The 20,575-nt window shown below is 46.8% G+C and carries 17 protein-coding genes; 11 read left to right on the forward strand and 6 right to left on the reverse strand.

Going from position 1 to position 20,575, the window contains the following annotated elements:
• Window positions 1-5 precede the first annotated feature (5 nt).
• Window positions 6-2,630: a phosphoenolpyruvate synthase gene (gene ppsA / locus P3X63_RS03605; RefSeq protein WP_277692470.1), complete on the forward strand. Its 2,625-nt coding sequence runs from the start codon at window positions 6-8 to the stop codon at window positions 2,628-2,630.
• Window positions 2,631-2,656: 26 nt separating this feature from the next.
• Here ppsA and P3X63_RS03610 read toward each other — a convergent pair whose 3' ends face one another.
• From P3X63_RS03610 to P3X63_RS03620, 3 genes are all read right to left on the reverse strand, one after another.
• Window positions 2,657-2,941: a hypothetical protein gene (locus P3X63_RS03610; RefSeq protein WP_026589742.1), complete on the reverse strand. Its 285-nt coding sequence runs from the start codon at window positions 2,939-2,941 to the stop codon at window positions 2,657-2,659.
• Window positions 2,942-3,008: 67 nt separating this feature from the next.
• On the reverse strand, window positions 3,009-3,371 hold the full coding sequence (locus P3X63_RS03615) for a DUF488 domain-containing protein (protein WP_026589741.1): 363 nt from the start codon (window positions 3,369-3,371) through the stop codon (window positions 3,009-3,011).
• 48 nt (window positions 3,372-3,419) lie between these two features.
• Window positions 3,420-4,184, reverse strand: a complete 765-nt coding sequence (locus P3X63_RS03620) for an SDR family oxidoreductase (protein ID WP_026589740.1) — start codon at window positions 4,182-4,184, stop codon at window positions 3,420-3,422.
• A gap of 152 nt (window positions 4,185-4,336) precedes the next feature.
• Between P3X63_RS03620 and P3X63_RS03625 the strand changes: the two genes are divergently transcribed.
• Window positions 4,337-5,824, forward strand: coding sequence for a carboxylesterase/lipase family protein (locus tag P3X63_RS03625; protein ID WP_277692471.1), 1,488 nt, complete (start codon window positions 4,337-4,339; stop codon window positions 5,822-5,824).
• Between the two features lie 7 nt (window positions 5,825-5,831).
• Here the strand turns inward: P3X63_RS03625 and P3X63_RS03630 are convergent, their stop codons facing one another.
• Window positions 5,832-7,109 carry an MFS transporter gene (locus P3X63_RS03630; protein ID WP_026589738.1) on the reverse strand — a complete coding sequence of 426 codons (1,278 nt, stop codon included), beginning with the start codon at window positions 7,107-7,109 and terminating at the stop codon, window positions 5,832-5,834.
• A 732-nt stretch (window positions 7,110-7,841) separates the two neighbouring features.
• Between P3X63_RS03630 and P3X63_RS03635 the strand changes: the two genes are divergently transcribed.
• On the forward strand, window positions 7,842-8,897 hold the full coding sequence (locus P3X63_RS03635) for an LLM class flavin-dependent oxidoreductase (RefSeq protein WP_077735457.1): 1,056 nt from the start codon (window positions 7,842-7,844) through the stop codon (window positions 8,895-8,897).
• A 34-nt stretch (window positions 8,898-8,931) separates the two neighbouring features.
• Here the strand turns inward: P3X63_RS03635 and P3X63_RS03640 are convergent, their stop codons facing one another.
• Window positions 8,932-9,753, reverse strand: coding sequence for a TrmB family transcriptional regulator (locus P3X63_RS03640; protein WP_026589736.1), 822 nt, complete (start codon window positions 9,751-9,753; stop codon window positions 8,932-8,934).
• 146 nt (window positions 9,754-9,899) lie between these two features.
• On the opposite strand from P3X63_RS03640, the gene P3X63_RS03645 reads away from it, so the two are divergent.
• Window positions 9,900-10,532, forward strand: a complete 633-nt coding sequence (locus P3X63_RS03645; RefSeq protein WP_026589735.1) for a homoserine/threonine efflux transporter — start codon at window positions 9,900-9,902, stop codon at window positions 10,530-10,532.
• Window positions 10,533-10,638: 106 nt separating this feature from the next.
• Here P3X63_RS03645 and P3X63_RS03650 read toward each other — a convergent pair whose 3' ends face one another.
• On the reverse strand, window positions 10,639-11,061 hold the full coding sequence (locus P3X63_RS03650) for a VOC family protein (protein WP_026589734.1): 423 nt from the start codon (window positions 11,059-11,061) through the stop codon (window positions 10,639-10,641).
• Between the two features lie 93 nt (window positions 11,062-11,154).
• On the opposite strand from P3X63_RS03650, the gene P3X63_RS03655 reads away from it, so the two are divergent.
• The 7 genes from P3X63_RS03655 to P3X63_RS03685 all read left to right on the forward strand — a co-directional run bounded on the left by P3X63_RS03655 (window position 11,155) and on the right by P3X63_RS03685 (window position 20,574).
• Window positions 11,155-12,129: a helix-turn-helix transcriptional regulator gene (locus P3X63_RS03655; protein ID WP_077735427.1), complete on the forward strand. Its 975-nt coding sequence runs from the start codon at window positions 11,155-11,157 to the stop codon at window positions 12,127-12,129.
• A gap of 322 nt (window positions 12,130-12,451) precedes the next feature.
• A complete protein-coding gene (locus P3X63_RS03660; protein WP_026589732.1) occupies window positions 12,452-13,123 on the forward strand; it encodes a DUF3298 and DUF4163 domain-containing protein in 672 nt (223 codons plus the stop codon).
• A gap of 74 nt (window positions 13,124-13,197) precedes the next feature.
• Entirely contained in the window at window positions 13,198-14,580 is a 1,383-nt protein-coding gene (locus tag P3X63_RS03665; protein ID WP_277692472.1) for a polysaccharide deacetylase family protein, read from the forward strand.
• A gap of 159 nt (window positions 14,581-14,739) precedes the next feature.
• Window positions 14,740-16,254 (forward strand): alpha-amylase, encoded by a 1,515-nt coding sequence (gene amyS / locus P3X63_RS03670; RefSeq protein ID WP_277692885.1) that lies wholly within the window; start codon window positions 14,740-14,742, stop codon window positions 16,252-16,254.
• A gap of 152 nt (window positions 16,255-16,406) precedes the next feature.
• The gene (locus P3X63_RS03675) at window positions 16,407-17,357 is read left to right on the forward strand and encodes a LacI family DNA-binding transcriptional regulator (protein WP_026589729.1); all 951 of its coding nucleotides are present in this window, start codon (window positions 16,407-16,409) and stop codon (window positions 17,355-17,357) included.
• Between the two features lie 94 nt (window positions 17,358-17,451).
• Complete coding sequence (locus tag P3X63_RS03680) at window positions 17,452-19,227, forward strand: glycoside hydrolase family 13 protein (protein ID WP_035428802.1); 1,776 nt, start codon at window positions 17,452-17,454, stop codon at window positions 19,225-19,227.
• 93 nt (window positions 19,228-19,320) lie between these two features.
• A complete protein-coding gene (locus P3X63_RS03685) occupies window positions 19,321-20,574 on the forward strand; it encodes an extracellular solute-binding protein (RefSeq protein WP_026589727.1) in 1,254 nt (417 codons plus the stop codon).
• Window position 20,575: the final 1 nt, after the last annotated feature.

Genomic DNA, 20,575 nt, shown 5'->3' on the forward strand with positions numbered 1-20,575 from the left:
GCCTTGTGCGGGAATATGTGCTGGGTTTTGATATGATCGAGCAAACGGATTTGCCGCTCGTCGGTGGCAAGGGACTGAATCTTGCTGAATTGTCAAAGATTGAAGGCGTAAAAGTACCGCCTGGATTTTGCGTTGCCACGCCGGCATTTCAAAACATGGTTGACGGCAATCGAAGAGTCGGGGAGTTGCTTGATGAGCTTTCGGCATTAAAGATGACAGACAGGGAGCAGATCAGCCAAATCAGCCGCGAGATTCGCAGTGAAATTGAACACGCGGTGATGGCTGAAGATCTCGAAGCAGAAACGCTTCGCTTTCTCATCAAGCTTGGCGAACATAAGGCTTATGCGGTTCGTTCAAGTGCAACGGCTGAAGATCTGCCGAACGCTTCATTCGCGGGACAGCAGGATACTTACTTGAACATCATCGGAAAACAAGCGATCTTGCAGCATATCAAAAAATGCTGGGCATCGTTGTTTACTGAGCGCGCCGTCATCTACAGGATGCAAAACGGTTTTGACCACCGCAGTGTTCAATTGGCCGTCTTGGTTCAGCAAATGGTGATTCCCGAGGCTTCGGGAATCATGTTTACGGCTGATCCCGTCACATCCAACAGAAAAGTATTGTCCATTGATGCAAGCTTTGGATTGGGTGAGGCGCTCGTCTCCGGATTGGTCTCAGCCGACAATTACAAGGTGTGTGAAGGGGAAATCGCCGAAAAGACGATTTCTGTGAAAAAACACGCGATTTATTCATTGGAAAATGGAGGTACAGAAGAACGCAAGATTGAAATTGAACGGCAGAAACGTCAAACGCTGACGGACGAACAAATTTTGCAGCTCGAAACATGGGGACGGAAGATTGAGGCGCATTTTGGGACGCCTCAAGATATTGAATGGTGCCTGACTGAAGGCGAATTTTTCTTTGTGCAGAGCAGGCCTGTGACGACATTATTTCCTCTTCCGAAACAAAGCGATGACAAGCTGCGCGTCTATATGTCTGTCGGGCACCAGCAAATGATGACAGAGACGATCAACCCGCTCGGGATATCGTTCTTCGGGTTGATCTCGGATTCTGAGCTGATTCTCGCCGGAGGCAGACTTTTTATTGATTTATCACATGATCTGGCATCTTCCATTGGACGGAAAATGGTCCTTGGGACAATGGGCAAAAATGATCCGATGATGTACAGCGCGATTTCTAACTTTTTGAAAAGAAAAGAGGTCGTCAAAAGACTCCCGAAAGGAAAACGGATGTTTACATTAGGCTCTGAAGGGCTGTCATGGGCTCTTCCGGCAAAAACGCTGAAAATATACCGGAGAAATGACATCGACATCGTCAAACAGCTGATGTCCAGAGCCGAGGCGTCTATAAAAGAAGCTGAACAGCGGCTGCAAAAGGTCTCCGGTGAAGCGTTGTTTGAAGCGATTGCAGAAGATCAAAAAGCGCTGAAAAAGGTTCTGTATGACACGCAGAGCATGGCCGTCATCATGGTTGGTTTATACGCCTCGTACTGGCTTAACAGCAAAATGAAAAAATGGCTGGGGGAAAAGGGTGCGGCCGATATTCTTTCCCAGTCGGTATTGAACAATGTCACCTCTGAAATGGGCTTGGCCCTTTTGGATGTAGCAGATGCTGCCAGAGGATACCCCGAGGTTCAGAAGTATTTAGCGCATGCCAATGATGAAACCTTTTTCGAAGAGCTCAAACAGCTTGAAGGCGGCCCCGCCTTTATCAGCGCATTGCGCGAATTCCTTGAGAAGTACGGCATGCGCTGTACGGGCGAGATCGACATCACCAAGACGCGCTGGAGTGAACGGCCTTCGATTCTTGCTCCGATCATTTTGGGCAACATCAAGAATTTTGCGCCTGGTGCGCGAATGTCCAAATTTGAACAGGGGCGATTGGAAGCGGAGCAAAAGGAGAGGGATCTATTAAGCCGTCTGCAAACATTAAAAGGAGGCAGAAAAAAGGCGAAAAAAACGAAGAAAATGATCAGTGTGCTGCGGAATTTTATCGGCTACCGGGAATATCCAAAGTATGCTCTCATCAAACGCTATTTTATTTATAAGAAAGCGCTGATGAAAGAAGCCGCCATTTTGCAGAAAAAGAAGCTTATCCAAGCGAAGGAGGATATTTATTATCTGTCCTTTGAAGAATTGAGAGAGGCCGTTCACACCAATCGTCTCGATGTAAAGACGATCAAAGAAAGAAAAGCAGAATATCAACATTATGAAAAATTGACGCCTCCGCGAATGATGACATCAGAAGGTGAGGTCATCACCGGAGAAGCCCTGGGAGAGAACCTTCCGGCAGGAGCGTTGGCAGGTGTCCCAGTATCATCAGGAGTCATCGAAGGAAGAGCAAGGGTGATTCTGAAATTGGAGGAAGCCGATATCGAAGAGGGGGATATTCTTGTCACGCCTTTCACAGATCCGAGCTGGACACCGCTGTTTGTCTCGATCAAAGGATTGGTGACTGAAGTGGGCGGCCTCATGACGCACGGCGCCGTCATTGCGCGGGAATACGGGCTTCCGGCTGTTGTCGGCGTTGACAATGCAACAAAGATCATCAAGGATGGACAAAAGATCAGGCTCAACGGATCGGAGGGCTATATCGAAATAGTGGAATAGAGAAAGCGCAGCTTGGATGCTGCGCTTTAATGTTTATAAAGGTCGGCCGACGACATCCATTTCATCAAGTGCTGGTAAGGATAATAGGTCGTGCCATTTAATTCAATTTTAGGGATGTCAGGATATTTGCGCAGCATTTCTTTCGTTTCTTCTTTGCTTAAGCCTAAATAATACTGTAGGTCTCTTTCTTTGATTAAATGTGGATAGCCTGAATCATTCCCTTTTGGGTTTTTGAAATTTTTCAACCCGTCACCGATGAAATAGCCTAGAGCCGCTAAACCAAGCGCAAGCCAAAAAAAGTCTATCTCCATGTTTCCCATCCTTTTCACATGTGTTGCTTCAATTGTAATACGAAAGGTTTTGAAAAAGGTTTCAAGATCAAAGGCTTTGTCCGTTCAGCATCTCATAAAGAACGATGGCATGGTTATGGCGTTCATCCTTTGCCCCGTAAAGCAGAATAACGGTTTCGTCCGCCGCCATTTCTTTTAATTCCTTGAGCTTGCTCTGTTTTTCAGGGTTTTGTATGATTTCGTTTTGATAGGCTTTTTTAAACGATTCAAATTTTTTCGGATCATGACCGAACCATTTTCTTAACTCAGGACTTGGGGCGATTTCTTTCATCCAGCAGTCAAGATTCGCTTTTTCTTTCGATATGCCGCGCGGCCACACCCGGTCTATTAAAATGCGGCGTCCTTCTGTTTGCTGGTTTTCCTGATAAATGCGCTGGAGAACCATCGGCATCGGGATCACTCCTTCTAACTTTTGAAAAAGACAATGCCAAAGCCCTTTTTATTCGATGGAATCTTTTAAAGAGCTGTACATTTGGCTGACGCTTTCATCGATTTCATCTCTTGACATCCGCAAGGCTTTTTCCGATCTGGCATAGCCGATTTCCACCCGGCCTTCTTCCAGCCCTTTGAAAATCGCGTCGGCAAATTCATCTAAAGGAGCTCCGAAATCATGCAGTCCGACACCGCCTAAATCCGTATTGACCGCAGGAGGGGCGACCTCAATCACCTCAACGCCGGTCTCTGAGAGCTGATGTCTTATGCTCATCGTAAAGGAATGGAGAGCGGCTTTTGTCGATGAGTAGATCGGTGCGATCGCCATCGGTGTAAATGCCAGACCTGATGTCACATTGATGATCGTTGTTTTCCCGGCTTTTTTTGCAAAGTATTGGCTAAAGAGCATGGCCAGATGGATCGGCGCCTCCATATTGACGGTGATTTCTTTATTGTAGTCAGCCCAATTGTCTATAACATCGGCTTTTAAAATGTGGTAGCGCTGCTGTATGCCCGCGTTATTCACCAGCACGTTCACCTCAGGGTGCTGTTCTTTGATCCATTCAAATAATGCCAGTCGTTCCGTTTCAACGGTCACATCGCATACACGCGTGATCAGCTCCGGATATGTTTCCTTTGCTTCTTTAAGCTTGCTTTCCCTTCTCCCGCAGACGATAACGGTATTTCCCGCTTTTATAAAACGTTCGGCAAAAGCGAAGCCGATTCCTGATGCACCGCCTGTGATCAATACTGTGTTTCCCGACAGTTCCATTGGAATCCCTCTTTTCTATTAAGTTTCTAAAAAATTGGTTGGACATCTCTTCTGATTCTATAATGACCCTTTATTTTCCAAAGTGCAAGTATTCTGATTAGACGGTATGTTCCGATTCCATTATCATTGAAAAGTGAAAGGGGTGGAATAAAATGTATGAAACGATTGTCGAAACACACTTCGGAAAGCTGAAAGGCAGAGCGGAAAACGGTGTTCGCGTCTTTAAAGGTGTTCCCTACGCAAAACCTCCCGTCGGCGATTTAAGGTTTCGGAAACCGCAGCGAATGGACGCCTGGGAGGGGGAACGGGACGCTTTTGAATTTGGTCCGGTTTGTCCCCAGCCAGACGGGTTATTGGCTCAAGCAATAGAGGGGGTTCACAAGTCTGAGGATTGCCTTTATTTAAATGTGTACACACCTGAAGAGGCGGACAGGGATCTGCCTGTGATGGTGTGGATTCATGGAGGCGCTTTTTATCTCGGCGCCGGAAGTGAACCGCTCTACGACGGGACTCAGCTTGCCAAGCAGGGCAAAGTGATCGTGGTCACCATCAACTATCGCCTCGGCCCATTCGGTTTTTTACACCTTTCGTCGATTGATGATTCCTACAGCAGCAACCTCGGCCTCTTGGATCAAATCGCGGCTCTCGAGTGGGTGAAAGAACATATCGCTTCCTTTGGCGGAGACCCTGAAAATATTACGGTGTTTGGCGAATCGGCGGGTTCCATGAGCATCGCTTCGCTTTTGGCGATGCCAAAAGCAAAAGGCCTTTTTCAAAAGGCCATTATGGAAAGCGGGGCAACCGCAACAATGTCCGCAAAGCTGGCCAAAGCTGCGACGGAAAGGTTCTTAAGCATTCTCAATATTGATTCCAATCATGCGGATCGCCTCCGCGATGTATCTGACCAAGAGCTTCTCCAAGCTGCCGATCAGCTGCGCGCTGTTATGGGGGAAAATATTTTTGAATTGATCTTTCTGCCTGTAGTTGACGAAAAGACCATGCCGATGAAGCCGGAAATCGCCGTCGCAAAGGGTTCGGCAAACGGAATCAATCTATTGATCGGAACAAACCGTGACGAAGGCGCCTTATTTTTCACCCCTGAGTCGGATCTTTTACCTGAGAGCAAGATCTATGATGTTTTAGAAGAATACTTGGGGAAAGAGGCGGCTGACATCGCCTCGGCGCTGTATCCGAGATCATGGCAAGGCCAGGTTGATATGATGACAGACCTGATCTTTTGGCATCCGTCCGTTGTGTTCGCTTCGGCGCAATCACGACATGCACCCGTCTTTATGTACCGGTTTGACTGGCATGCCGATTCGGAGCATCCGCCGTTCAACAAAGCGGCGCACGGTTTGGAAATCCCGTTTGTGTTTGGAAATATGGACATTCTGGAATGGCTGACAGGTACAAAGGTAAATGAAGAAACGCTGCTGCTTGTTCAACAGATCCAGGGTGCCTGGCTGTCTTTTGCCCGCTTCGGAAACCCGAGCACCGATGATGTCAGCTGGCCTGAATATCATGAAGAATCACGACAAACGCTCATTTTCAATCACGAGATTTCGTTTGAAAGCGATCCGTATAGAGACAAGAGAAAGATGTTGACAGTGCCGAACCCACAGGTATCAAAAAAGCGCTGACCTGTGGTCAACCGCTTTTTTGATACCGTTCATTTTGAATGGCTTTGAGCGATTTTCCGCGCGTTTCCGGCGCCATGAGAAGACCGATGATCATATGAATGACAAGGAAGGTAATCATCACGGCGCCGGCTATTTTAAACCCTAGAGATGTAATCATGATCGGAACGACTAATGAAATAAGCCCGACACCGACGCGGACGATGAAGAACATGAAGCCCTGGGCCATTGCCCTGTACTTCGTATGGAAAAGCTCGGCCGCCCATAATCCATAAAACGCTTGTGCGCCGAAACCGGCGGAAATACCCCAGAGAGTGACGAACAATAAGAGCTCCGTTATGTTCATAGTGCCGAAGGTGAGGATGATCCATGCGACGGTTCCCATGGCAGCTCCTACGCCAAAGAGCCGCTTGCGATTGACCCGATCACCGAGACGGATAAAGACAAAGTAAGTGGCCGCTACCGTCAGTATCCAGAGGAACGCCTGCAGCAGGTTGGCCTGTGCCGCGCTTAAACCGCCGACGGTCTCATAAATATACGGCATAAAATACCCCATTGTTCCGGCGACAAGGTTCCAAAAGGCATAGATGCCGATGAGCAGAAACATGGCATGAAGGTTTGCTTTGTTTGTAAAAAGCTCTTTGAGCGAGGCTTTCTCACCGATTCCTTGCGCTTTTTCTGCGGCGTCTTTTTGTTTTTGCTCTTGCCAGATGGCGGATTCATGAACTTGCTGCTGCAATATCCAGGTGATGATCGCAACAATGAATAATTGTCCGAAAATCAGGCGGCTCCCCATTAATCCGAGCGGCGCCAGAGCGACCGACAGCAGCAATGTCAGAGCCGGTCCGATCGACCATGCCAGCTGTCCCCAGCCGACGCGTCCGGCCCGTTCATGATCAGGCGCTTCTTCCGCGATATATGTCCATGCCGCCGGAATGGCTGCACCGACCGCGATCCCGGTTACAATATAGCCTGTTAAAAGCATCGGGAAGTTGATTGATAAGGTGATCAGCAAAACGCCCAGCATATAGACCAGCAAATCGTATTTGTATATGAATTTCCGTCCGTAGCGATCGACTAAAAAACCTCCGAGCAAAGCGCCGATCGCCGCACCGAATCCGTTTGCACTCAATGCCCCGAGAAGACCGACTCTCGCATCATCCAGGCCCAGGTATTCGACCCATAAGGAAAGCCCGCCTGCCCCGGCGACGATTGACCCCGCCTCCAAATAGTTGGACATCGCAACGGTGATCGTCGATTTTAAACTGCCTGTTGTTCTCCCTGCCATTTTTCGCTCCCCTTTCAAAGCCGATTTTTCAGATGACTAAATGTGGATATTAAGCTGTTTTTGTAAGCGCTTACTATAATGGGATCATGTCTGCCTCCGCATCCGTTTCAAGCTGTAATCATTTAGATTTTTGCTTATAGTATAACTTTATTCAGAAAACAAAAATAAATCAACACAAAATTCAAATGATTCACCTTTTATATTTCTGTTTATATTTGAATATTTTTGTTCAGGAGCCGGCGGATTGATATGTATTGATAATGTCTGCATTTCACCATGTTTTTGACGCCGCCGCCATTATGTATCAGCCTTGTGAGCGCGGGAGGTAAAGTGCCATGTCCGGTGTCAAACTTGCATACAAAGCACTTGGTATCAAAAAATAGGTTTTGGGCGAGGTGTTAGTGGAATGCAGGGAGACATGACTTATGATGTTTGAAGAACGGAAAAGCTTGAGCCGTTTTTTTCATGATTGCCTGTATAGGTCTTCATATGTCATTCCGGTCAGAGCCTTCCCACCTGAAGTAACAGCCTAAAATCACATCAATTGCATGATCGTTTCAAGAGCCGTATCCTATAAATGAAACAATAGATGCGGGCCGGAAGAATCGGATCGGCGCCCTGACTGGCAGGTCCGGGTAGGAAAAAGGATTGAAGCCGCTGACGGCTGGCAAACATAAATCAAATAAGAGGATAATTGCCATAAACCTTGAGAAAAAGTGGAGGAAATATGAAATGGAACTAGGGATCAGCACCTTTGTAGAAACAACCCCGGACATTAAGACCGGAAAAATCATCAGCCATGCACAGCGGCTGCGCGAGGTAGTTGAGGAGATCATCCTTGCCGATCAGGTGGGACTGGATGTGTTCGGTGTGGGTGAGCACCACCGTGAAGACTATGCGGCGTCTTCCCCCGCCGTCGTTTTGGCCGCAGCGGCGCCGCAGACGGAGAGAATCCGTCTGACAAGTGCAGTCACAGTGCTTTCATCTGATGACCCCGTCCGCGTTTTCCAGGATTTTGCGACGCTTGACGGGATTTCAAACGGACGGGCGGAAATCATGGCGGGTCGAGGGTCTTTTATCGAATCCTTCCCGCTGTTCGGCTATGATTTAGACGATTATGAAGAGCTGTTTGAAGAAAAACTCGATTTGCTGTTGGCGCTGCAAAAGTCGGAAAGGGTGACGTGGAGCGGCAAGCATCGCCCCGCCATTCAAAACCTTGGCGTCTATCCGCGGCCAGTGCAGAATCCGTTGCCTGTATGGATCGGAAGCGGCGGCAACCAGGAATCCGTCGTTCGCGCGGGGCTGCTCGGTCTGCCGCTCGTTCTGGCCATCATCGGGGGAAGTCCGCAGCACTTTGCCCCGCTTGTCCAGCTTTATTACAAAGCGGCGGAGCATGCAGGTCACGATGTATCAAAGCTTGCCGTAGCTTCCCATTCACACGGCTTTATTGGAGAGGATACGGAGACGGCCGCAGATCAATTTTTCCCGTCGACTCAGCAGGCGATGAACACGCTCGCCAGGGAGCGGGGCTGGGGACCGTACAGCCGCTCCAGCTTTGATGCTGCGCGGAGCTTTGAGGGAGCGCTTTATGTAGGGGACCCTCAGACGGTGGCGGAAAAAATCATCCATCTGCGCAAACATGTGGGAATCACAAGATTTATGCTGCATGTCCCGGTCGGTACGATGCCTCACGACGATGTCATGAAAGCGATCGAGCTTTTTGGAAGAGAGACGGCGCCGCGCGTCAGGGAGGAAGTCTCCCGCTGGGAGGCGTCGCAGAGAACCTAAAGAATAAACGGCCCGGACATTTTGCGGGCCGTTTTTATTTCATGTAATGCTTTTTGAAATCGGGATGAATTGAAAATTTGCGGCGCAGATGGATCAGGTTTTCACCAAAACTTTCCTCCAAAACATCTCTATGCTTCTCCAAGATTTCCATGAGGTACAGATCATGAATCATCACTTCCGTAATCGGCATGACCAAGCCCACATGCATCGTCCAGGCCGCGCGGCTGTCTTTGCCCTGCGAGACAATGCCGGCAACGACTTCGGAATCATCAACACTCAAAACAAGCCATCGTCCGTCATACTCTTCTGTTATTTCCCGGCTGCTGTCATGCAGATAAACATCAGCGAAATCAGCTTCAATTTCTCCATATGCAATAATGGTGACGATGACGCCATTGTTTGCCGCCTCGCTCAGGTCGGGCTCCAAATCCGGAAAGTCCTCTTTCCATATTTCCAGGAGAATTCTTTTTTGGGCTGAGGATATACACGTCTTAACCTTGTCGAGTATTTCGGTTCGCCCGGTGATATTCCAAATATTTTCCCGATCATTTGCGGAACGCGCAAATTTCTCAAAATATTTTTCTGCCTGTTCAAACGTCTCCTCCGCTTTCTGTCTGCGGTTTTTGATCAGATCCTTGGCAGGAACGGGAATGTACTGCGGGGTGTTGCCATAGCTTACAAAAATATCGCCGCGAATCACGAGGCTCTCCAACACTTCGTATATTTTCGAACGCGGTACACCTGATTTTTTTGCCACCGCATAGCCTGTCAAAGGCGATTCTTCCAAGAGCGCGAGATATGCTTTCGATTCATATTCGGTAAAGTTCAGGTTTTTCAGTATGTCTAAATTCTTCATACATCCTCCAGCCTCAAAAAATAGTCGCTACCTTTGTCACTCATATTTTGCTTCATGTATTGATTTATTTCAAGGGCGCTGATACACTTTTTATAAGTAGTTACTAAGGTAGTCACTATATGAAAAGGTATGGAGGGAGACATCTGATGGATAGCCTGCTGTCATACATATCGATCGCCGCCATGATGGTGGTGATTCCCGGAGCTGATACGATGCTCGTTGTGAAAAACACGCTTCGATACGGCCCGAACGCCGGACGCTGCAATGTTCTCGGCTTGGCGACGGGACTGTCGTTCTGGACGCTGATTGCCGTTTTCGGTTTGGCGGTTGTCATTGCGAAGTCGGTGTTTCTGTTCAATGCAATCAAATACTTGGGAGCGGCTTATTTAATTTTCTTAGGTGTCAAAAGTTTTTTTGCTAAAAAGATGTTTTCTTTGGAGGACATGAAAGCCGACAACAACAAACCTGGCCATTCTTCCAAGCGGCATTATAAAGATTCGTTTATGCAAGGGTTGTTCAGCAATGTTCTGAATCCGAAGACTGTTTTGGTCTATATCACGATCATGCCTCAATTTATCAATTTAAAGGAAAGCGTCAACCAGCAGTTAATTATTCTCGCATTCATTCTAACCTTGATGGCTGTATTTTGGTTTCTCATCCTCGTCCATCTGATTGATTACGCGAAAAAATGGCTGAGAAGCGTGAAGTTCCAGAAGGTCTTTCAAAAAGCCGCCGGTTTGGTGCTGGTGGGGTTTGGCATCAAAACAGGGTTGGATTGAATATCCCCCAAAATCATGATAAGGAGTGAGCATGACAGCTCACTCCTTTTGATGTAATGAAGCCCGGCCAACCCTGAACGGGAAGCAAGAGACGATATGAATCGTTTCAACCCCTCGCCGCAAAAATCTGAAATGTCACACCGAATGGGTCAGTGACAATCGCGTAGGCTGGGCTGAAATATACATTTTGGAGTTCAAGCTTGACTTCTCCCTGCTCCCGGAGCTTGTCATACAGCCGCTCAGCCGTTTGCGCGTCACCGACCGTGATGCAGATGGAGATTTGACTGCCGCTTTGAAAAGGCACCTCCGGGATCATATCAGCGATCATCAAGCTGGCCCCGCCGAAGTTTAGGACAGCATGGGCAATCAGATCTTGTTCCTCTTCCTTAAAATTCTTCGCCTCATCCGCGGGACCTTCACCAAATGTCTGCTGGAATTTTACTTCAGCATCGAGCACTTCCCGATAATATTCAATCGCTTCCTTTGCTCTCCCGTTCATCAGGATATAAGGGGTGAATTGCATTTCCATCTTTAAAACATCTCCTTTTTCGTTGATTTAAGGTAATTGTATATTATAATGGTGACAACTTATGTCATGGTTAAACACTTTGGGAGGTTCTAAATGTCAAAAGCGAAAAGATTAAATGAAATGATCATGATGGTCAATCGAAAAAAACGGTTTACGGTCGGGGAATTGGCGCAGGAATTCGGAGTGTCAAAAAGAACCGTTCTCAGGGATCTGCAAGAGCTTAGCGAGATGGGTGTGCCCCTTTATTCAGAAACGGGGCCCCATGGCGGCTATCAGGTGTTAAGTGAAAGAATTCTTCCTCCCATCGCCTTGAGCGAGAACGAAGCGATCGCCATCTTTTTTGCGATCCATGCACTGAGGCACTATATATCCCTGCCGTTTGATGCACAGTATGCTTCAATCAAGAAAAAATTTTACTTGAATCTCGCCGGCGATATTCGGGATGCGATTGACAGCATGAAGGACCGCGTCGATTTTTATACGGCTTATGAGCAAAAAGAAGAAATTCCGTTTTTAAGGGTGCTATTGGAAGCGGCGGTTCAGCAAAAGGTCTTAATCATCAAATATCAATCAAATGATGTGACAAACGAAAGAAAAATTCAGCCGATCGGCATCTATGCGAATCACGGCAAATGGTATTGTCCCGCTTATTGCTTTTTAAGAGAGGATTACCGTATGTTCAGATGCGATCGGATGATATTTGCCGAACTTGATGAAAATACCGATCCGATGGACTTGTCAAACATCAATTTAAAAAACCGTTTTTCGGTTTTATCCCTTCCTCCGAAGATGCTGGAACTATCCGTGGAATTGACGAAACAAGGCGTAGAGCGGCATGGATCCCTGGAATGGCCGCATCTTGAACTGCATGTCAGAAAAGACGGTTCCGGAACACTGTCAGGTTTGATTGCGTCAAAGGATATTGACTTTTTTGCGGATTATTTCATTTCATTTGGCCGGGAAGCGGTCATTCAAAAACCATCACAGCTAATCGAAAAGATGAAGAAAACATTATTTGACATGTTGAACCAATATACAAATGGAGACTCCGTTCCGACTGCTCACTAAGATCGCTAATATGGCAATGCTTGCGGCCGAAAACAGCGTGTCAGCAATCATTCGTCAGACAATACGCCGTCATCATTCAGATCGCCATCACCATTTTCATATTCTGTATTAAAGCCAGAAGCATCTGATCTTGCAAAATAGGACACTCTCAGATTTCTGAGGGTGTCTTATTTTTGCCGAATAATGAAATTTTTACCCAAAAAAGTTGACGGGGCATTTAAAAGCCGGTATCATTACAAATGTGATATAAATATTACATTTATGTTACAAAAGAAAATGATATGTTACGATTTTTAAAGGAGATTGACAAAGGAGTATGCTCATGAAAAAAGCAATAGCCATATTGGGGTTTCTTGTGCTTACAGCCTCGCTGCTATTTATGATCAATAAAGGATCATCTCAAATAAATGCTGCTAAAAACAGAAAAGCTGCAGTTCACACAGAACTATACAACAATATCGATTCTTTATCATATCCGGTGTTCAGCGGCTTAAAAGCCCGTGATGAAAAGCTGGTCCATGATGCGATCGAGCTTCATATGAAAGCCTCATTCAAGGAATACGAAAAGGTGAAGAAAGAGAAGGGGGAAGATGGCGAGGAAAGCGCCTATGAAACGTCCTATAAAGTCAAATACAACGAAGGCGGCAAACTGAGCTTTTTAATCTACAACTACCAATATACCGGCGGAGCGCACGGGATGTATACCGTCACATCCTACAACTATGATTTGAACAAGCATCAGCAGGTGCTCCTGACCGATCTTTTAAACAATCAAGCTAAAATCGAGAAAGCCAAAAACTATATTTACAGCTATATAACCGAACATGCGGACCGATTTTATTCTGACATTCAAAAGAGTGATATCAGCTTAGACGAAAATACTGCTTTCTACTATACAAACAGCGGAATTTCCATTGTATTTCAGCAGTATGATATCGCGCCTTATGCTGCTGGGAACCAGGAAATCAAGATTCCTTCTTCATTTTTATATTAGCCTTGGTGTGTTAGCAGACATCCGGCAGGAGACGCGAGCAAAAGATTTTGATAAATACAGGAGAGTGAAAAGCGATGTCTGGCAAACGGTCATGGCGATGGATCAATGTATTGATTTTTTTAGCGATATTCATAGGTTTTGCGGGGTACTCTTTCAACCATGTGTCAAGCAATGAAGAGGCCCCTCCCCCTAAGCCGAAAAAAGACCCAGATTATTCGGATATCGAGATCGGATCATTCGTCAGCGACAGTGAACAAGAGAGATATGCGATCCATTACCCCATCTTTCATATCAAAGCGATCGATGACAAGCTGAAAGGCTATGTCAAAGATGAACTGAGCCGCTTCAAAAAAGACAGCGCAAGTGCGCGGTCTCGGAATGAAGACGGTCCGTTCGAATTGAATATCAAGTATAAGATTGTCTATTACACAAAACAAACGGCTGCAATTGTGCTGAATGAATACATAGAAAGCGGCGGAGCGCCGGGAAAAACGACCATCAAAACGTTCAACGCCGATTTGAAGCAAAAAAAATGTCTCGCACTTCATGACCTTTTTATAGATGATGCCGGGTTTTTGAACAGAATTTCCGGCATTGTCTATCAACAATTGAAAAATGACCATCCCGCAGCTGATGATGCACTGCTGAAAAAAGGGACAAGCCCCCTTGAACAAAACTTCAGCCGTTTCGCCTTGCTTGAGAACGACATCGAATTCTATTTTGGCAAGGAGCAAACAGGTGTTGAGCAGTCTGTTAAAATCAAAAAAGAATGGTTGAAAGATATATTAAAAGATCAATATCGAGAAGGAAAAAAGAATCGCGTTGATAACAAGCAAAAGCAGGAGGCCATCCCTCTGCCAAAAGAAGCGAAAGTCAATCCTGATGAAAAAGTGATTGCCCTGACATTTGACGACGGCCCGAACCCGTCTTCAACAAACAAAGTATTGGATGCTTTAAAGAAATATGAAGGGCATGCGACATTTTTCGTGCTGGGCAGCAGAGCTCAAGTCTATCCGGAAACGATCACAAGGATGATGAGAGAAGGGAATGAAGTCGGCAATCACTCGTGGGATCATCCATTGTTGACGAGGCTTACGAATGATAAGGCATATAAGGAAATCGACGACACACAGCAGGTGATTGAAAACATTAGCGGTCACACACCGACCCGCTTAAGGCCGCCCTACGGCGGTGTGAATGACTCCGTCCGGGGACTGACGGGGCTCTCCATCACGCTTTGGGATGTTGATCCTGAAGATTGGAAGGTCAAAAATAAGCAAAAAATCGTCAATCGTGTGATGAGTCAAGCTGGAGATGGAAAAATCATCCTGATGCATGATATTTATCAAACGTCCGCCGATGCTGCCGAGGAGATTATCAGAAGGTTGAAGCGGCAAGGCTATCAATTGGTGACTGTTTCACAGCTGGAGAAAGTGAAAAAGCAAAGGGAACAATGAAAGTGCTGCAGCGGCACTTTCTTTTTTTTAGCAAAATATAGGGAAAATGATATTTGTTAAATATTCTAAAAATTTGTAAAATGACTTTTGTGATTAAACAGGCTGTAAAATGAAAGGAGAGAAAAAATGCTGGGAAAAAACAAACGGTTTTTCACATGGATGGTTTCGTTTTTCGTCACGCTCATGTTCCTGGTTCCGCCGCCTAAAGCAAGTGCGGAAAGCATTAACGGCACATTGATGCAGTATTTTGAGTGGTATTTGCCCAATGATGGCCAACATTGGAAGCGTTTACAAAACGACGCGGCATATTTATCAGATCTCGGCGTCACCGCTGTATGGATTCCGCCGGCCTACAAGGGAACGAGTCAGTCTGATGTCGGTTATGGCGCCTATGATTTGTATGATTTAGGAGAGTTTCAGCAAAAAGGGACGGTGCGAACGAAATACGGAACAAAAGGTGAGCTTCAATCTGCGATCGGCAATCTTCATTCCCGTAATATTCACGTCTACGGGGATGTCGTCATCAATCATAAAGGAGGAGCTGATGGGACGGAAGACGTCACCGCTGTTGAAGTCAATCCGGGGGACAGGAATCAGGAAACGTCCGGGGAGCAGCGAATCAAAGCGTGGACAGCGTTTCATTTTCCAGGACGCGGAAGCACCTACAGCGGTTTTAAGTGGCATTGGTATCATTTTGATGGAACAGATTGGGACGAGTCCCGGAAATTGAACCGCATCTATAAGTTTCGTGGAGAGGGCAAGGCATGGGATTGGGAGGTTTCAAGCGAAAACGGCAACTATGACTACCTGATGTATGCTGATATTGATTACAACCATCCCGATGTCGTGGCAGAACTGAAAAAATGGGGAACATGGTATGCCAATGAACTGAACTTGGACGGTTTTCGGCTCGATGCCGTGAAACATATTAAATTTTCATTTTTGCGGGATTGGCTGAAATCAGTCAGGGAATCGACGGGGAAGGATATGTTTGCGGTAGCTGAGTATTGGCGGAATGACCAGGGCGCCCTTGAAAATTACTTGAAGAAAACCGATTTTCAACATTCGGTATTCGATGTTCCGCTCCACTACAATTTGCATGCCGCATCATCGCAAGGGGGCGGCTATGATATGAGGCAATTGCTGAACGGTACTGTCGTATCCAAATATCCGGAAAAGGCGGTCACATTTGTTGATAATCATGATACACAGCCTGGACAATCGCTTGAGTCCACTGTCGAACCATGGTTTAAACCGCTTGCCTATTGTCTCATTATGACAAGGAAGTCCGGCTACCCGCAGGTTTTCTACGGAGATCTGTATGGGACAAAGGGTTCTACATCACGGGAAATTCCAGTGCTTAAAAACAAACTCGAGCCGATTTTAAAAGCGCGCAAACATTATGCATATGGCGCCCAGCACGACTATTTCGACCATCATGATATCATCGGCTGGACGAGGGAAGGTGACAGTTCGATTCAGAAGTCCGGTCTAGCTGCATTAATAACAGACGGACCCGGCGGATCAAAGCGTATGTATGTCGGACGTGAGAATGCGGGTGAAACGTGGTATGACATCACGGGGAACCGTTCAGACTCCGTCGCGATCGATTCGAACGGCTGGGGAGAATTCCGTGTGAACGGCGGTTCGGTTTCCATTTATGTTCAGAGGTAGAAAGAGAATGGGGCAGATTTCCTTGAGGAAATCTGCTTTTTTATTTCCCGTGTTTCATAAAATCCCGCTGATTCCATCTTATAATATTGTTATCAGTTCCGAAAATCGGATTGCTGACAGTTTGAATAGCTCAAAAATAAGGCGGGGATAAAATGGCAACATTGTCGGATGTGGCAAAGAGAGCAAATGTATCAAAAATGACGGTGTCGCGGGTGATCAATCATCCTGAGACGGTGACGGATGAATTGAAAGAGCTGGTCCATTCCGCGATGAAAGAGCTGAACTATATACCAAACTATGCGGCAAGGGCGCTCGTGCAAAACAGAACACAGGTTGTAAAACTATTGATTTTAGAAGAAATGGATACGACAGAACCTTATTATATGAATCTATTGACTGGTATCAGCCGGGAGCTGGACCGCCATCATTATGCATTGCAGCTTGTAACAAGGAAATCTCTCAACATCGGCCAATGTGACGGCATTATCGCCACAGGCTTGAGAAGGGCGGATTATGAAGGGCTCATCAAAGCATTTGAAAAACCGGTCGTCGTGTTCGGCCAAAATGAAATGGGCTATGATTTTATCGATGTGAACAATGAAAAAGGAGCGTTTATGGCAACCCGCCATGTCATCGGGCTGGGGGCGCGCGATGTTGTCTTTTTCGGTATTGATTTGGACGAACCTTTTGAACGATCAAGGGAGAAAGGCTATTTAGAGGCGATGAAAGGATGCTCAGGCCAGGCGAATATTGTCCGGATGGAAAACAGTTCGAAAAAAGCTGAACGCTGTGCGAGAGAAGTGCTGCCAGCCTTGGGCAGTCCGGCTGCGGTCGTCTGCGCTTCCGATCGAATCGCGATCGGCGTGATCCGGGCGGTGCAGGCGCTTGGCAAAAGAATACCGGAAGATGTTCTGGTCACCGGGTTTGACGGTGTTTTTCTTGACCGCATCTCTTCGCCCCGCTTGACAACGGTCAGACAGCCTGTGGTCGAAATGGGTGAGGCTTGTGCGGCAACTTTGCTGAAAAAAATAAATGAGGACGGCGCCGTCCAGGGCAATCAATTTTTTGAGCCGGAGCTCATCGTGCGCGAGTCGACTTTGTAAGCGTCTCATTCTGTTACCGTTAACAAGCTGAAAATGATTGTTCCTCAGATTTCACCATGATAATTTCAACATATGAAATGGAAAAGGGGGAGTCATGATGGAGTATGCAGCGATTCATCATCAGCCGTTCAGCTCTGATGCTTATGCTTATGACGGGAGGAGAGTGCATATTAAGATCCGCACCAAAAAAGGCGATGCCAAGCAGGTCCGCCTCATCTGGGGAGACCCTTATCAATATGTGGAAGAAAAAGGAGTCGGCAGGTGGGCGGCAGAGGAGATGCAGATGAAGAAAATCGCCGCGACAGATTTGCATGATTATTGGTTTGCGGAAGTGGCGCCGCCGTATCGGCGCCTGCAATATGCTTTTGTACTAACAGACGCTGATCATGAAGACGTCTTTTACGGCAGCTCAGGCGTACATCCATATCATGAAAAAACGCTTGAGACGATCCAGCACTTTTTTAAATTCCCATTTGTCCATGAGGTCGATGCGTTTCAAGCACCTGAATGGGTCAAATCAACGATTTGGTATCAAATTTTTCCGGAGCGCTTTGCCAACGCTAGAGACGACCTATCACCGGAAAACGTGCTGCCGTGGGGAAGCAAAGAGCCCGGTGTCAATGATTTTTTCGGCGGGGATTTGCAGGGAATCATCGATAAGCTTGATTATTTGGAGGATTTGGGTGTGAACGGCATCTATTTGACGCCGGTTTTTTCCGCACCTTCCAATCATAAATACGATACATTGGATTATTACACCATCGACCCGCATTTTGGGGATGCCGAGCTTTTTCGCACATTGGTCGACGGCCTTCATCAGCGGGGGATGAAGATCATGCTGGATGCCGTTTTTAACCATATTGGCAGCGCGTCGATGCAGTGGCAGGATGTTTTGAAAAATGGTGAGCAATCCCGCTACAAGGACTGGTTCCATATTCATTCCTTTCCTGTCAAAGAAGACAATTATGATCGTTTTGCCTTTACGCCGGACATGCCGAAACTGAATACGGCCAATCCGGAAGTCCAGGCATATCTGCTCGATATCGCGCTGTATTGGATTCGCGAATTTGACATCGACGGCTGGCGCTTGGATGTGGCCAATGAAGTGGATCACGCTTTCTGGAAGACATTCCGGCAAGCGGTAACCGCTGAAAAGCCCGACGTTTATATTTTAGGAGAGATCTGGCATCAGGCCGACCCTTGGCTTAGAGGAGACGAATTTCACGCGGTGATGAATTATCCTTTCACAGAGCCGATGATTGAATATTTTGCGGATCGCCGCATGACTGCCTCGCAAATGGCGAGCCGCCTCAACGCGCATTTGATGAGCGGAATGCAGCAGGTCAATGAATCGATGTTTAACCTGCTTGACAGTCATGATACAAAACGGATTTTGACAAGGTGCGGTGATGATGAGAAAAAGGTGCGGTCTTTATTGGCGTTTATGTTTGCCCAGACGGGTTCGCCATGCATCTATTACGGTACGGAAATCGGCCTTGACGGGGGAAATGATCCATTATGCCGGAAGTGCATGATATGGGAAGTAGAAAAGCAAAATCAAGCGATGCTTAAGTTTATGAAGCGGCTCATCGCTTTGCGAAAACAGGAGCATCAACTCCTGACGTATGGAAGACTTGAGTGGGACATCCTTGATGATCAACACGATTTTTTCAGCTTTTTGCGGACTGACGGCGAGAGAAAATTGATTTATTTCTTTAATCAGGGGACAGCGGCCCGCCATGTCAGTTTAAAAGATTTGGAGATCAACAGCGCTTGGAAAATCTATGATGCCTGGACAGAGAAGACGCTTAACCACAGTGATGAGATTGCCGTTCATCCGGGAGAATTTTTTATTTTGGGCGCGGGGTAAATTCTGTTACCGGTAACAATCGTGAAAGCTATTGTAACCGCTTTCGGAAGCGCCTTACAATTGGATTAGATTCTTGATAGGAGGGGGAAAAAGATGACACATTTCAAAAAAGGTTTTGCCTTAATGCTGGCCTCAGTCCTGACATTCGGCCTTTCCGCCTGCTCGGGTTCAAAAGAAGCGGCAAGCTCTGATGGGAAAAAGGTGCTGACGGTGTCTGTTGAAGAAACATATAAAGAATATGTTGAAAGCATCAAAACAGATTTTGAGAAAGAGAATGATGTGAAGGTAAAGATTGTTGAAAAACCGATGTTTGATCAGCTGGAAGCACTTCCTCTTGATGGACCGGCGGGCAATGCGCCTGATGTCATGCTCGCGGCGTACGACCGTATCGGCGGTCTTGGACAGCAGGGGCACCTGCTCGACATCAAACCGTCCGACACGAAAAGCTTTGCTGAGAAAGACATGCGCCAGGTGACGATCGACGGGAAAATTTACGGCATTCCGCTCGTCATTGAAACGCTTGTCTTATATTACAACAAAGACTTGTTAAAAACGCCGCCGAAAACATTTCAGGACCTTGAAAAGCTTACGGATGATCAGCGGTTTGCCTTCGCTTCGGAAAAAGGAAAATCAACCGCATTTCTGGCGAAGTGGACCGATTTTTATATGTCATACGGCTTGCTGGCCGGATATGGCGGATATGTGTTCGGCAAAAATGGTGCCGATGCCAAAGACATCGGCTTGAACAACAAAGGATCTGTAGAAGGTGTGGAGTACGCGGAAAAATGGTTTAAAACATATTGGCCGAAAGGCATGCAGGACAATTCGAGCGCCGACGATTTTATTCAGCAGACCTTTATGGACGGCAAAGCAGCGGCAGTCATCGGCGGACCGTGGTCGGCCGCCAATTATAAAGAGGCCGGTTTGAACTACGGGGCGGTCAAAATTCCGACATTGCCAAATGGAAAAGAATATGCTCCGTTTGCCGGCGGGAAAGGCTGGGTGGCTTCAAAATATACAAAAGAGCCCGAGCTCGCTCAAAAATGGCTTGAATATGCGGCAAACGATCAAAACGCCTATGTTTTTTATGAAAAGACAAACGAGGTTCCGGCCAACTTAGCCGCGAGGATGAAAGCGGACAAGCAAAAAGATGAGCTGACCTCAGCCGTCATTCAGCAGTATGAAACTGCGACGCCGACCCCGAATATTCCGGAAATGGCCGAAGTATGGACGGGAGCGGAAAGCTTGATATTTGATGCAGCTTCCGGCAAAAAATCTGCGCAGCAGTCAGCGGATGATGCTGTAAAGGTCATGAAAGCAAATATTAAAGAGAAATATGTGAAATAAA

It is taken from the genome of Bacillus sp. HSf4 (assembly GCF_029537375.1).
Classification (GTDB): domain Bacteria; phylum Bacillota; class Bacilli; order Bacillales; family Bacillaceae; genus Bacillus; species Bacillus sonorensis_A.

What these genes read in the sequence shown, in the direction of transcription:
- P3X63_RS03610 (WP_026589742.1), bottom strand. Translation starts at nt 2,941, where the DNA reads ATGGAGATAGACTTTTTTTGGCTTGCGCTTGGTTTAGCGGCTCTAGGC.
- P3X63_RS03615 (WP_026589741.1), bottom strand. Translation starts at nt 3,371, where the DNA reads ATGCCGATGGTTCTCCAGCGCATTTATCAGGAAAACCAGCAAACAGAA.
- P3X63_RS03620 (WP_026589740.1), bottom strand. Translation starts at nt 4,184, where the DNA reads ATGGAACTGTCGGGAAACACAGTATTGATCACAGGCGGTGCATCAGGA.
- P3X63_RS03625 (WP_277692471.1), top strand. Translation starts at nt 4,337, where the DNA reads ATGTATGAAACGATTGTCGAAACACACTTCGGAAAGCTGAAAGGCAGA.
- P3X63_RS03630 (WP_026589738.1), bottom strand. Translation starts at nt 7,109, where the DNA reads ATGGCAGGGAGAACAACAGGCAGTTTAAAATCGACGATCACCGTTGCG.
- P3X63_RS03635 (WP_077735457.1), top strand. Translation starts at nt 7,842, where the DNA reads ATGGAACTAGGGATCAGCACCTTTGTAGAAACAACCCCGGACATTAAG.
- P3X63_RS03640 (WP_026589736.1), bottom strand. Translation starts at nt 9,753, where the DNA reads ATGAAGAATTTAGACATACTGAAAAACCTGAACTTTACCGAATATGAA.
- P3X63_RS03645 (WP_026589735.1), top strand. Translation starts at nt 9,900, where the DNA reads ATGGATAGCCTGCTGTCATACATATCGATCGCCGCCATGATGGTGGTG.
- P3X63_RS03650 (WP_026589734.1), bottom strand. Translation starts at nt 11,061, where the DNA reads ATGGAAATGCAATTCACCCCTTATATCCTGATGAACGGGAGAGCAAAG.
- P3X63_RS03655 (WP_077735427.1), top strand. Translation starts at nt 11,155, where the DNA reads ATGTCAAAAGCGAAAAGATTAAATGAAATGATCATGATGGTCAATCGA.
- P3X63_RS03660 (WP_026589732.1), top strand. Translation starts at nt 12,452, where the DNA reads ATGAAAAAAGCAATAGCCATATTGGGGTTTCTTGTGCTTACAGCCTCG.
- P3X63_RS03665 (WP_277692472.1), top strand. Translation starts at nt 13,198, where the DNA reads ATGTCTGGCAAACGGTCATGGCGATGGATCAATGTATTGATTTTTTTA.
- amyS (WP_277692885.1), top strand. Translation starts at nt 14,740, where the DNA reads ATGGTTTCGTTTTTCGTCACGCTCATGTTCCTGGTTCCGCCGCCTAAA.
- P3X63_RS03675 (WP_026589729.1), top strand. Translation starts at nt 16,407, where the DNA reads ATGGCAACATTGTCGGATGTGGCAAAGAGAGCAAATGTATCAAAAATG.
- P3X63_RS03680 (WP_035428802.1), top strand. Translation starts at nt 17,452, where the DNA reads ATGATGGAGTATGCAGCGATTCATCATCAGCCGTTCAGCTCTGATGCT.
- P3X63_RS03685 (WP_026589727.1), top strand. Translation starts at nt 19,321, where the DNA reads ATGACACATTTCAAAAAAGGTTTTGCCTTAATGCTGGCCTCAGTCCTG.